Source organism: Pedococcus sp. P5_B7 (assembly GCF_054049895.1).
Genome location: NZ_JBFULM010000007.1, coordinates 19,692 through 31,988, shown reverse-complemented (window position 1 = coordinate 31,988; position 12,297 = coordinate 19,692). Strand labels below are relative to the sequence as shown.

The following is a 12,297-nucleotide window of genomic DNA, read 5'->3' as shown; positions in this document are numbered from 1 at the left end:
CACCTGCACGACCGGGCCGATCAGCACGGCATACAGCACCGTCCCGAGCCCGACCACTCCGCCGAGCAGCCAACCCACGACGAGCACGGTCACCTCGATGCTGGTCCGCACCAGCCGGAAGCTGCGCCCGGTGCGGCGCACCAGCCCCGTCATCAGGCCGTCGCGGGGTCCGGGGCCGAACTGGCTCCCGATGTAGAGCGCACCAGCCAGCCCGTTGAGGACGATCCCCCCGACGAGGAGCACCACCCGCACGGCCATGGCGTCGGGAGCGTCGAGCAGCGCCAACGTCGCGTCGGTGGCCAGCCCGATGACGACCACGTTGGCGACGGTGCCGAGTCCCGGCCACTGCCGCAGCGGGATCCAGAGCAGCAGCACAGCCACGCCGACGATGATCGTCACGGTGCCAAAGCTGACCGGCAGGTGCTGGGCGATGCCGTAGTGGAAGACGTCCCACGGGTCGAGCCCGAGCCCGGAGCGGACCATCATCCCCATCGAGACCCCGTAGAGGGTCAGGCCTACGGCGAGCTGGACGAGCCGGCGGGTGGTCCGACCGGCCCGCAGCTGCTGCCGTGGGGTGAGGGAGGCGAGGGAGGTACGGGTCATGGTGCCAAGATTGGCCTGCATTGGTCTGTTCCTCCATAGCCAATCGTGAGAAAGTGGTCTGCATGTCGACCCGAGCGATCTCCGCGACCCGGCTGGTCCCCATGCTGGGCGCCGCCCTCGAGACGGCGCCGGCCTACCGCGGGCTCGCCGACGCGGTCCGGCTCCTCGTCGCCGACGGGCGCGTGCCCGTCGGCACCCGCCTGCCCAGCGAGCGCGACCTCACGACGGCCCTCGGGGTGAGCCGCACGACCGTCACGCGGGCGTATGCCGAGCTGCGCGACCGCGGCTACCTCACCTCGCGGCAGGGCTCCGGCAGCGTCGTGGCCCTGCCGGGCGACCCGGCCGGGCGTCGTCAGGGCACCGCCCTCCACCCGTCGTCCGAGCAGCGCGACGCAGGCGTGATCGACCTCACCTGTGCCTCGATGAGCGCCCCGCCGGGCACGGTCGCCGCCTACGAGCGGGCCGTGGCCGAGCTGCCGCGCTACCTCGCCGGCACGGGCTACCACCCCCTCGGCCTGATGTCGCTGCGCGAGGCCCTCGCCGAGCGGTTCACCGAGCGCGGGCTGGCCACGACACCCGACCAGGTCATGGTGACCAGCGGCGCCCTCTCGGGGCTCGCGGTGACGGCTCGCGCGCTGCTCTCCCCCGGCGACCGCGTGCTGCTCGAGAGCCCGACCTACCCCAACGCGATCGACACCCTGCGACGCTCCGGGGCCCGCGCCGTGGCCCTGCCCCTCGACCGCAACGGCTGGGACATCGGCGCCGCTGAGGCCGCCCTGCGCCAGACCGCACCGCGCGCCGCCTACTTGATCCCCGACTTCCACAACCCGACCGGCGCACTCCTGCCCGACGCCCAGCGGGCCGAGCTCGGTGACGCCCTGGCCGGCACGCACACCGTCGGTGTCGTCGACGAGACGCTGGTCGACCTCGCCCACGACCCCGACCTCCGCATGCCCCGCCCCCTGGGCGCCCACCACCCCCGCACGGTGACCCTCGGCGGCGCGAGCAAGTCGTTCTGGGGAGGGCTGCGAGTGGGTTGGATCCGCGCCCCTCGCGAGCTGATGCCGGCGCTGGTCGGGGCCCGGCTGACCCTCGACCTCGGCGCCCCCGTGCTGGAGCAGCTGGTGCTGACCGACCTCCTCGGGCACCGGGAGCAGATCATCGCCGACCGGCGCGCGGCCATCGTCTCGACGCGCGACGCCCTTGTGGATGCCTTGCGAAATCGCCTGCCGCAGTGGAGGTTCCGCATTCCCGAGGGAGGCCTGTGCCTGTGGGTCGAACTGCCCGAGGCGCTGTCGACCCCGCTGTGCGCGGCAGCCGACCAGAGGGGCATCGTGCTGGCCCCCGGGGCCCAGTTCGCGGTCGAGGGGGGCATGGAGCGGTTCCTGCGACTGCCCTTCACCGGTCACGCACCGGAGGTGGTCGACGAGGCGGTCGAGCGCCTGGCCCTCGCGTGGGACGACGCGCAGTCGGCCCGGCCGTCGAGGCAGGGCGGCTCACCGCTCGTCGCGTGAGCGGGGGCGCCGGCGGCTGACCACAACGCCGACGAGGCAGACGGCTCCCCCGACGAGGGCGAGCGTGCTCGGCACCTCCGACAGGAAGGCCCAGGACATCAGCACCGAGAGCACGGTCACGAGGTAACCGAGCGGACCGAGGCGACCAGCCGGCATACGACGCAGTGCGTAGGCCCACGTCGTGAACGCGACGGCCGTCGGGAAGGCGCCGAGGTAGGCCGCGCCGAGGAGAGCCGACGTCGGGGCACCCTGTGCCTCGTGCACCAGCTCGCCGGCGTACGGCAGCGTGACCACGGTCCCGACCAGGCACCCGAGCCAGGTGGCCCGCAGGGCGTCGACGCTCCGGAGGGTGACCTTCTGCAGGAGCACCGACGACGCGTAGAGCACCGCGGCCACGAGGGCGAAGGCGATGCCTGCGCCATCGCGCCGTCCACTGGAGTCGGACGCCATCAGGGCGACCCCGGCGAAGGCCACCGCACACCCGAGGAAGACCGGTCGCGAGAAGCCCTCACGCAGGAAGAGCCCGCCGCCGAGGGCGATGAGGACGGGGGCGACGTTGACCAGGAGGGCCGCGGTGCCGGCGTCGACGTGCCGCTCGGCGGCATTGAGTGCCACGTTGTAGCCGGCGAACCACAGCGCGCCGTACCCGACGACGGGAAGCACTGCGCGCCAGCCCCGGGGCAGCAGCGGACCTGCGGCGCGTCCGCGCCCCAGCAGCACGAAGGGGGTGAGCACCACCGCGGCGACCGCGACCCTGGCCAGCGCCATCGGTCCCGGCGACAGGTGCGCACCGCTGCTGCGGATCACGACGAAGGCCGACGCCCAGAGCACGATCGTGACGAGCGCTGCCCCCGACGCCCGGGCCGGCGGGCTGACCAGGCGTCGCGGCGACGGCTCAGGCAGGGGGGCGTCGCACGGCTCGAGGACTGGACTGGTCGCGGTGGTCACCGGTCCATCGTCGAGGAACCTGACACATCAGCACAAGCGATGCTTTCTTCACTTTCGTTAAGCCTGACTGTATGGTCGTGAGTATGCTCGACGTGCACCGCCTCCGTGTCCTGCGCACCGTCGTCGCCACCGGGTCGGTCGGTGCGGCGGCCACCACCCTCGGCTACACGCCGTCCGCCGTGAGCCAGCACCTCGCCACCCTGCAGCGCGAGACCGGCCTGCTCCTCATCGAGCGCAAGGGCCGTGGCATCCAGCCGACGGCCGCGGGGCGCACCCTGGCCGACGAGGCCGGCCGGGTCCTGGAGTCGCTCAGCGGTGTCGAGGGGGTGGTCGGTGACCTGCGCGCCGGTCGCGTGGGGCGGCTGTCGATCAGCTACTTCGCCTCCGCCGGAGCGGCCTGGATCCCGCCGGTCGTCGCCGGGCTGATGCAGGAGTTCCCCGAGCTGCGCCTCGACCTGCGGCTCATCGAGCTGCTCGGCGACGAGCACCCCGACCCCGACCTCGAGATCTTCGTCGGAGGTGCCGACGAGCACCTGCGCCCCGGTCGCGCGCAGTCCCGGGTGCACCACCTGCTCGACGACCCCTATGCCGTGGTGGTGCCGACCGACCACCCGCTGGCCCGGCTGGCCAGCGTCCCGCTCGCAGACCTGGCGAGCGAGCAGTGGGTGGACAACGACTTCAACCGTGGCTTCTGTCGCCAGGTCATCCTCGATGCCTGCGCCGAGGCGGGTTTCAGCCCCGACTTCCGCATCGAGACCCACGACTACCCCACCGCGATCTCCTTCGTCGCGGCCGGCGTCGGGGTCACGGTCCTGCCCGGGCTGGGGGCCACCCGGCTGCCCGACGGGGTCGTCGCGATCCCCCTCGTGGCACCCACGCCGGTGCGCCACGTCTACGTCGCCGTGAAGGCGTCCGTCGAGCACCACCCGGCCGCCCGGAGGGCCGTCGAACTGCTGCGTGAGCGCGTCACCGCTCCCGCTAGGGTCGAGGCGTGAGCGACGAGAGCACCCCTGACTCCGCCGCCGGCGTCGACGCCGGCCCCGACGCAGGCTTCGACCCTCTGACCGACCTGCTCGACACCCTCGACCTCGAGGAGCTCGGCACGGCCAGGATCACCGTCGAGGGCGTCGGCGACCGCGCCGACTTCGGCGAGTCAGGGGCGACGGTCTTCCTGGGGCGCAGCCAGAAGATGCCCCACGGGCGCGTCTTCGGCGGCCAGGTCCTCGCACAGTGCGTGATCGCCGCCGGCCGGACGATGCAGGACGTCGACGACGGCGACGGACCCCGACACATCCACTCCCTGCACGGCTACTTCATGCGTCCCGGTGACGACACCCAGCCCATCCGGTTCGCCGTCGAACGGATGCGCGACGGCAACTCGTTCTCGACGCGGCGGGTGCACGCCATCCAGGACGGCCTGCCGATCCTGTCGATGATCACGTCGTTCCAGGAGGCCTCCGGTGGTCTCGACCACCAGGACCCGATGCCCGCCGTGCCCGGCCCCGACGAGCTCCGCTCGCTCGCCGAGGAGTTCGGCGGGATCGACCACCCGGGGGCCCGACACCTGGTCAAGCGCCCGATCGAGCACCGGCACGTCGAGAACAACCTCTTCGTGGCACCCGGCCCCGAGCTCACCGCCCACCAGAGCGTCTGGATGAGGGCGCTGGGGCGGCTGCCCGACGACCCGCTGATCCACGCAGCCGTGCTGGCCTATGCCTCCGACTACACCCTCCTCGAGCCGGTGATCCGCAAGCACGGGCTGACCTGGACCGACCGGCGGCTGCGACCGGCGAGCCTCGACCACGCGATGTGGTTCCACCGGCCGGTCCACGCCGACGAGTGGATCCTCTACACCCAGGAGTCGCCCTCGGCCTCGGGCGGGCGCGGCCTGGGGATCGGTCGCATGTTCGCCGCCGACGGCACCCTCGTCGCGACCGTCGCCCAGGAGGGCATGGTCCGCGTCAAGGACGCGTGAGCGTGCCCGACGCGGCGCCGCGTGACCCGGGCCAGTGGGTGGTCGACGACCTGCGCGCCGACGACCACGAGGCCTGGGCACGACTGCACCGCGGCTACCTCGACTTCTACGAGTCCTCCCGCCCCGACGAGGTCAGCGCCATCGTCTGGGGCTGGCTGACGGACCCGGCCCACGAGCTCGAGTGCCTCGTGGTCCGCGCGCGTCCGGGCTCGGATCCCGTTGGTATCGCCCACATCCGGCCATTCGTCCGGCCGCTCCACGGATCGGTGTCCTGCTTCCTCGACGACCTGTTCGTGGCACCGGAGCACCGTGGCACCGGAGCCGTCGACGCGCTCCTCTCCGGGGTGCAGCGACGCGCCCGGGAGCGCGGGTGGACCACGGTCCGCTGGATCACGCGAGCGTCGAACACCCGGGCCCGGTCGACCTACGACCGGCTCGCCGTGGAGACCGACCTGGTGACCTACGACCTCGCCGTCGACTGACCCATCCGCACCACGGCCGCCGTGAACGGCGGCAGGTGCACGCCATGGCCGCGCAGCCGGGTCTGCGTCGGCTCCCAGGCGAGCACCACGCTCTCGGGCTCCGCATCGAGGGGCACCGTCCAGCGCGACTCGGCAAGGTTGACGACCACCCGGTAGGCGCCACGGCGGACGACCAACCAGCCGTCGCCCTCGTCGAAGTCGACCGCCACCGACTCGAGGCTGCCGTTGCCCAGGTCGAACTCGCCCCGCCGCAACGCGATCAACGCTCGGTACCACGCGAACATCCGCGCGTGCTCGCCCTCGTGCAGCTCGGCCCAGTCGAGCTGCGAGCGACGGTAGGTCTGCTCGTCCTGCGGGTCCGGCACGTCCTCGGCGGCCCAGCCGTGGGCCTCGAACTCGCGACGTCGCCCCTCGGTGACGGCGCGCTGCATCTCCGGCTCGTCGAAGTCCGTGAAGAACTGGAACGGCGTCGAGGCCGCCCACTCCTCCCCCATGAACACCATCGGCGTGAACGGACCAGTGAGGTAGAGGGCCGCCCCCATAGCCTGGCGACCCGGTGTCACGACTGCGGAGATGCGGTCGCCGACGGCCCGGTTGCCGACCTGGTCGTGGGTCTGCAGGTAGGCGAGGAACCGCCGTCCGTCGACCTTCCGGCGGTCGACCGGGGCACCCCACTCGGCGTCCCGGAAGCTCGACCAGCGGCCGTCGTGGAGGAACGCCCTCGTGAGCGTCTTGGCCAGCACCGCGAGCGGTCCGCCGTCCGGCATGGCCCGGCAGTGGCCGGCGAAGTCGCCGTAGTAGCCCTGCGTCTCGCCGGTCAGCGTGACGTGGAGGGCATGGTGGATGTCGTCGTCCCACTGGGCGTCCATGCCGAGCCCACCGTCGGCCGTCGGCGTGACAGTGCGGGGGTCGTTGACGTCGCTCTCCGCGATGAGGTCGAGGGGCCGACCCAGGCGCGCGCTCAGCGACGCCACCTCGTCGGCCAGCTGGGCCAGCACGTGCTGGTCGGAGTCGTCCTTGAGCTCGTGCACGGCGTCGAGGCGCAGGGCGTCCACGTGGAAGTCGGCGAACCACCGCAACGCGTTGTCGATGATCCACCGCCGCACGTGCAGGCTGCCCGGGCCGTCGAGGTTGAACCCGTTGCCCCACGGCGTGGGGTGGGCGTCGGTGAAGTAGGGACCGAACCGCGACAGGTAGTTGCCGACCGGGCCGAGGTGGTTGTAGACCACGTCGAGGCAGACCCCGAGGCCGAGGCCGTGGCACGCGTCGACGAAGCGCTGGAGCGCCGCAGGGCCGTCGTACTCGTCGTCGACCGCCCACGGCCCGACGCCGTCGTAGCCCCAGTTCCACCGACCCGGCCACGAGGCCACCGGCATCAGCTCGACCACGTCGACCCCGAGGTCGACCAGGTGCTGCAGCCGGCGCTGGGCTGCGTCGAGGGTGCCCTCCGGCGTGAAGGTCCCGACGTGCAGCTCGTAGACCACGGCACCGAGGACCCCCGCACCGTGCTGCGGTCCGGCCCAGGTCGCGTCGCGCCAGGTGTGCCGGCTCGCGTCGAACCAGCGGCTCTCGCCGTGCACGCCGTGGGGCTGCCAAGCCGAGCGCGGGTCAGGGGTGACCTCACCGCCGTCGACGCGGAACGCATAGTCCAGACAGGGGTATGCCGCCGTGCCCCACTCCGCGGCAGGGGCCTCCCACCGCCACCAGCCGTCGTCCTTGCGGTCCATCGCCGAGCGCCGCGCCGGGCCGTCGTCGAGGGACCACTCGACCTCCACGTCCTGGGCGGCCGGGGCCCACACGGTGAGCTCGGGCCCGGTAAGGACCGGCTCGCCGGCCGGCTTCGTCGCGGACAGGGACGTCATCTGTGGGGTGTTCATCGGGGCTCTGTGTTCACTTACGGTCGGTGCTCGTGTGCGGACGGCGTTCAGGTGCGGTGATGCGTCAGGTGCGCTCTAGGCTGCCATGCCGCGCGAGCAGGGCAACCGGAAGGGCCTCCAGCAGCTCGGTGAGGAGCACCGACCCCGCCGTCCCGGGTGTCACGCGGCGGTCGGTGAGCAGGTCCACCCAGGTGCCCTCGGGGAGGTCGATCCGGGCCGCGCCCCAGCCGCCGTCCGCGCGCAACCGCTCGCCGAGCCGGGTGGCGACGGCGACCACCTGCGTGCCACTCGCGTCGCCACGTCCCAGGGCCAGCGCGTGCCCGCTCGACGTGGGGACGGCGGCATACGTGGCGTGCTCACCGGTGAACCACTCGGGGTGGTCACGGCGCAGCCGGAGGGCGCGGGCGGTGACGAGCAGCTTCTCGTCGTCGAGGTCGCGGGCGGGCGCGCCGCCGTCGAGCCGGGCGAGGCGCTGCCTGCGGGCGGAGTAGTCGACCGGGCGACGGTTGTCGGGGTCGACGAGGGAGAGGTCGACGAGCTCGGTGCCCTGGTAGACGTCGGGGACGCCGGGCAGGACGAGCTGGAGCAGCTTCTGGCCCAGCAGGATCTCGCGGGCGGCCGGGGCGGCTCGCTCCACCCACCGACGTACCTGCTCGACGAGCGAGGGGTCGGTGGTCAGGGCCTCCACGAAGGTCGCGACGTCGGCCTCGTAGGCGCTGTCCGGGTCGGTCCAGGTGGTGTGCAACTTGGCCTCGCGGACCGCCTTGGTGGCGTAGGCCCGCAGGCGGTCGGTGTCGACCGGCCAGGCGCTGACGGCCGTCTGGAGGAGGAGGTACTCGGTGGCCGGGTCGAGCCGGTCGCCCCGGTGGGCGGCCGCACGGTCGCGGGTCTCGCCCACCCACGCCGCCCACTCCCCCGGTAGCTCGGAGAGGACCGAGAGCCGGGCACGGACGTCCTCGGACCGCTTGGTGTCGTGGGTGGACAGCGTCGTCATCGTGGTGGGCCAGGTGGCGAGCTGCCGGCTCGCGAACGCGTGCAGCTCGGTCGGGTCGAGCCCGAGCCGGCCGGGATCGCCACCGACCTCGTTGAGGCCGGTGAGGCGCGCGTAGCGGTAGAACGCGGTGTCCTCGATGCCCTTGGCCATCACCGGGCCACAGGTCTGCTGGAACCGCACCATGAACTCGCGGTGGGCGTCCTCCGCCGCCTCGTCCAGCTCGTCGAGTGGAGTGCCCGCGGCCAGGAGCGAGACGATCCCGACCGCGTCCTGGTCGGCGTCGGCGACCTGCGCGGCTGCTCGGGCCTCGGCGTGGGCCAGCACCTGCAGCTGCTCGTGGTCATCGGCCTGGCCGGGCACGAGGTAGGCGCGGTAGCGGTCCATCGCCACGAGGAGCGCGCCCAGCCCACGGCGCAAGGAGGCCTGGTCCTCGTCGGGCACGATCCTGGCCAGCAACCGCATGAGCCGGTTGACCTCGGCCTCCTGGACCTGCGCGACGACCTGTTCCTTGGCGGCCAGCACCAGCGCGTCGAGCTCCTGTCGCTCCCCCACGAGCTCGGTGAGCAGGTCGGTCAGTGGCGCCTCGCCGTCGGGGTCGACGAACACCTGCTGCACCCGCAGGAGGGTGTCGTAGCCCGTCGTGCCCGCACACCGCCAGTCGTCGGGCAGCTGCTCGTGACCCTCGAGGATCTTCTCGGCCACCACCCAGGCGTCACCGGTGGCGTCGGCGAGCCCTGCGAGGTAGCCGCCCGGGTCGGCCAGCCCGTCGGGGTGGTCGATCCGGAACCCGTCGATCGTGCCCGCCCCGAACTCCTCCAGGAGGAGCCGGTGGGTGTGGTGGAACACGTCCGGGTCCTCGACCCTGACGGCGGCCAGGGTGGTGACGTCGAAGAACCGACGGTAGTTGAGGCGGCTGCCACCCTCGCGCCAGTCGCAGAGCCGATAGTGCTGCGCTGCAACGAGATCGGCGAGGTCGAGCGATTCAGTCCCAGGTCTGACCGGGAACACGTGGTCGTAGTAGCGCAGGACCGTCTCGTCACCGTGCGGTCCACCCCCGCCCTCCACCGAGAGCTCGTCGGCAGCGAGCACCGCCTCCAACGACTGGCCGAGCACCGGCACCAGGACGCGACCGTCCTCGACCTCCCAGTCGACGTCGAACCAGTGGGCGTGGTCGGAGTCGCGACCGTCGCGCAGCAGGAACCACCAGGGGTGGTTGAGCGAGGCCGGCGTCGGGGTCGTCATGTGGTTGGGCACAACGTCGACGACCGCCCCGAGCCCCGCCTCCCGGAGGGCTTCGGTGAGCAAGTCGAACCCCTCTGCGCCACCCGCCTCCTCGTTGAGGAACTCGTGGCTGACCACGTCGTACCCGTGCGTCGACCCCGGTGCCGGAGCCAGGATGGGTGACAGGTAGGCGTGCGAAACCCCCAGTGCGGCAAGGTAGTCCGCCTGCTCGGCGGCATCGCCGAAGGTGAAGGCCGGTTGGACCTGCAGCCGGTAGGTCGCGGTGGGAACCACCCGCCCGGGGGCGGGCCGGTGCGCTGCCGCGCCCTGCGGCATACCGGCCTGCACCGCGCCCGTCGACGAGCTCATCGGCGGGCGAGCGCCGCTCCGGCGGGCGATCCCGAGGGGAGCACTCGAGGACAGCGCAACACCACGACGCTGCGGCCGTGCGCCTTCACCTTTGCGTCGGGCCTGTACTCCTTGGCCTCGACCTCCTGCGCGAAGGTGTCCAGCTCGGTGACCCAGCGTTCGCCGTACTCCTTGCCCGGCAGGACGAAGGGCAGCACGTCGTGGTGGCCGTTGAAGATCACCAGGAAGTGGTCGTCGAGGGTCTGCTGACCGCGCGTGTCGGGCTCGGGAATGCTCTGCCCGTTGAGGAAGACCATCATCGAGCGCGCGTAGCCGTTGGCCCAGGAGTCCTCGTCCATGTGGTTGCCGCCGGGCTCGAACCACGCGATGTCGCCGACCGGGCTCTCGCCACCGTGGTCGGCCGAGCCGGCGAAGAACCGGCGGCGGCGGAAGACGGGGTGGTCACGACGCAGCTCGACGAGCCGCTGGGTGAAGGCGATGAGGTCGAGCTGGTCCTGGTCGAGGTTCCAGTCGATCCACGAGATCTCGTTGTCCTGGCAGTAGCCGTTGTTGTTGCCACCCTGCGTGCGACCCAGCTCGTCACCGTGCAGGATCATCGGGACCCCCTGCGAGACCAGGAGCGTCGCGAGCAGGTTGCGCTGCTGGCGCAGCCGCAGGGCATTGACCCGCTTGTCCTTCGAAGGGCCCTCGACGCCGCAGTTCCACGAACGGTTGTGGCTCTCGCCGTCGTTGCCGCCCTCACCGTTGGCGTCGTTGTGCTTCTCGTTGTAGGACACCAGGTCTCGCAACGTGAAGCCGTCATGGGCCGTGACGAAGTTGATCGAGGCGATCGGCTTGCGGCCGCTGTGCTCGTAGAGGTCGCTGGAGCCGGTGAGGCGCGAGGCGAACTCACCGAGGGTCGCGCTGTCGCCGCGCCAGAAGTCACGGACCGTGTCACGGTACTTGCCGTTCCACTCGGTCCACAGGGGCGGGAAGTTGCCGACCTGGTAGCCGCCGTCGCCGACGTCCCAGGGCTCCGCGATGAGCTTGACCTGGCTGACCACCGGGTCCTGCTGGACGAGATCGAAGAACGCCGACAGCTTGTCGACCTCGTGGAACTGGCGGGCCAGCGTCGCCGCGAGGTCGAACCGGAAGCCGTCGACGTGCATCTCGGTCACCCAGTAGCGCAGCGAGTCCATGATCAGCTGCAACACGTGGGGGTGCCGCATGAGCAGGCTGTTCCCCGTGCCCGTGGTGTCGTAGTAGTGCGCCTTGTCGTCGTCGACGAGCCGGTAGTAGGCCGCGTTGTCGATCCCGCGGAAGCAGATGGTGGGGCCGAGCTGGTTGCCCTCGGCCGTGTGGTTGTAGACCACGTCGAGGATGACCTCGATGCCCGCCTCGTGGAGCGCCTTGACCATGCCCTTGAACTCAGCCACCTGCTCACCGCGGGTGCCGTATGCCGCGTAGCCGTTGTGCGGCGCGAGGAACCCGATCGTGTTGTAGCCCCAGTAGTTCGACAGGCCCTTGTCGCGCAGGGTGAAGTCGTTCACGAACTGGTGCACCGGCATCAGCTCGATCGCCGTGATGCCGAGGCCCTTGAGGTGCTCGATGATCACCGGGTGGGCGATCGCGGCGTAGGTGCCGCGGATGTCCTCCGGGATGTCGGGGTGGGTCTGGGTGAGGCCCTTGACGTGGGCCTCGTAGATGACCGTGTTGTGGTACTCGTGGCGAGGGAGGCGGTCCTGGCCCCAGTCGAAGAAGGGGTTGATGACCACGCCCATCATCGTGTGTCCGAGGCTGTCCTCGACGTTGGCCCTGGCCGGGTCCTCGCTCGGCGAGTCGAAGTCGTAGGAGAACAGCGACTGGTCGCCGTCCGGCTGACCGTCGATCGCCTTGGCGTAGGGGTCGAGCAGCAGCTTCTGGGGGTTGCAGCGGTGACCGTTGGCCGGGTCGTAGGGACCGTGGACGCGGTAGCCGTAGCGCTGACCGGGCTGGACGCCGGGCAGGAAGGCGTGCCACACGAAGCCATCGACCTCGGGCAGCTCGACGCGCGTCTCCGCGCCCTCGTCGTCGATGAGGCAGAGCTCGACCTTGTGCGCCACCTCGGAGAACAGCGCGAAGTTGACCCCCGTGCCGTCATAGGTCGCGCCGAGGGGGTAGGACTTGCCGGGCCAGATTTCCATGCATCGCCTTCGTCGTAGATCAGCCCACGGGTGCGGGGCCGGGTGAAGAAGGACGTCGACGGCCTCCAGCGAACCCATTGTGCACGACTCCTCGCCTTTGACACGCCAGGTCCGCCCCACGCACTAAGCGGGCGCTTAGTACACTCGCCGGA

At 71.5% G+C, this 12,297-nt stretch carries 8 protein-coding genes and 1 pseudogene; 4 read left to right on the top strand and 5 right to left on the bottom strand.

The window, feature by feature from the left end; genetic code table 11:
* Window positions 1–3: 3 nt before the first annotated feature.
* Window positions 4–603: pseudogene (yczE, locus tag ACXJKD_RS16155) on the bottom strand (membrane protein YczE); the annotation flags it as partial.
* Window positions 604–665: 62 nt separating this feature from the next.
* Here yczE and yczR point away from each other — a divergent pair.
* On the top strand, window positions 666–2,117 hold the full coding sequence (gene yczR / locus ACXJKD_RS16150; protein ID WP_457255636.1) for a MocR-like transcription factor YczR: 1,452 nt from the start codon (window positions 666–668) through the stop codon (window positions 2,115–2,117).
* Here the strand turns inward: yczR and ACXJKD_RS16145 are convergent.
* Complete coding sequence (locus tag ACXJKD_RS16145; protein ID WP_457255635.1) at window positions 2,100–3,065, bottom strand: DMT family transporter; 966 nt, start codon at window positions 3,063–3,065, stop codon at window positions 2,100–2,102. The two genes, yczR and ACXJKD_RS16145, sit on opposite strands and share 18 nt — an antisense overlap.
* Window positions 3,066–3,148: 83 nt before the next feature.
* Here ACXJKD_RS16145 and ACXJKD_RS16140 point away from each other — a divergent pair, with 83 nt between their 5' ends.
* The 3 genes from ACXJKD_RS16140 to ACXJKD_RS16130 are packed head-to-tail and all read left to right on the top strand — an operon-like array spanning window position 3,149 to window position 5,522.
* Entirely contained in the window at window positions 3,149–4,060 is a 912-nt protein-coding gene (locus ACXJKD_RS16140; protein WP_457255873.1) for a LysR family transcriptional regulator, read from the top strand.
* Window positions 4,057–5,040 carry an acyl-CoA thioesterase gene (locus tag ACXJKD_RS16135; protein WP_457255634.1) on the top strand — a complete coding sequence of 328 codons (984 nt, stop codon included), beginning with the start codon at window positions 4,057–4,059 and terminating at the stop codon, window positions 5,038–5,040. The genes ACXJKD_RS16140 and ACXJKD_RS16135 overlap by 4 nt, the downstream gene beginning before the upstream one ends.
* Entirely contained in the window at window positions 5,037–5,522 is a 486-nt protein-coding gene (locus tag ACXJKD_RS16130) for an N-acetyltransferase family protein (RefSeq protein ID WP_457255633.1), read from the top strand. The genes ACXJKD_RS16135 and ACXJKD_RS16130 overlap by 4 nt, the downstream gene beginning before the upstream one ends.
* On the opposite strand, the gene treZ is transcribed toward ACXJKD_RS16130, so the two are convergent.
* From treZ to glgX, 3 genes are all read right to left on the bottom strand, one after another.
* Window positions 5,501–7,399 carry a malto-oligosyltrehalose trehalohydrolase gene (gene treZ, locus ACXJKD_RS16125; RefSeq protein ID WP_457255632.1) on the bottom strand — a complete coding sequence of 633 codons (1,899 nt, stop codon included), beginning with the start codon at window positions 7,397–7,399 and terminating at the stop codon, window positions 5,501–5,503. The two genes, ACXJKD_RS16130 and treZ, sit on opposite strands and share 22 nt — an antisense overlap.
* Window positions 7,400–7,463: 64 nt before the next feature.
* A complete protein-coding gene (gene treY, locus ACXJKD_RS16120) occupies window positions 7,464–9,983 on the bottom strand; it encodes a malto-oligosyltrehalose synthase (RefSeq protein WP_457255631.1) in 2,520 nt (839 codons plus the stop codon).
* On the bottom strand, window positions 9,980–12,145 hold the full coding sequence (glgX, locus tag ACXJKD_RS16115) for a glycogen debranching protein GlgX (RefSeq protein ID WP_457255630.1): 2,166 nt from the start codon (window positions 12,143–12,145) through the stop codon (window positions 9,980–9,982). Before glgX ends, treY begins: the two co-directional genes overlap by 4 nt.
* Window positions 12,146–12,297: the final 152 nt, after the last annotated feature.

Excerpts from the sequence above, each read along its gene's own strand:
- yczR (WP_457255636.1), top strand. The coding sequence starts at position 666 with ATGTCGACCCGAGCGATCTCCGCGACCCGGCTGGTCCCCATGCTGGGC.
- ACXJKD_RS16140 (WP_457255873.1), top strand. The coding sequence starts at position 3,149 with ATGCTCGACGTGCACCGCCTCCGTGTCCTGCGCACCGTCGTCGCCACC.
- treZ (WP_457255632.1), bottom strand. The coding sequence starts at position 7,399 with ATGAACACCCCACAGATGACGTCCCTGTCCGCGACGAAGCCGGCCGGC.
- treY (WP_457255631.1), bottom strand. The coding sequence starts at position 9,983 with ATGAGCTCGTCGACGGGCGCGGTGCAGGCCGGTATGCCGCAGGGCGCG.
- glgX (WP_457255630.1), bottom strand. The coding sequence starts at position 12,145 with ATGGAAATCTGGCCCGGCAAGTCCTACCCCCTCGGCGCGACCTATGAC.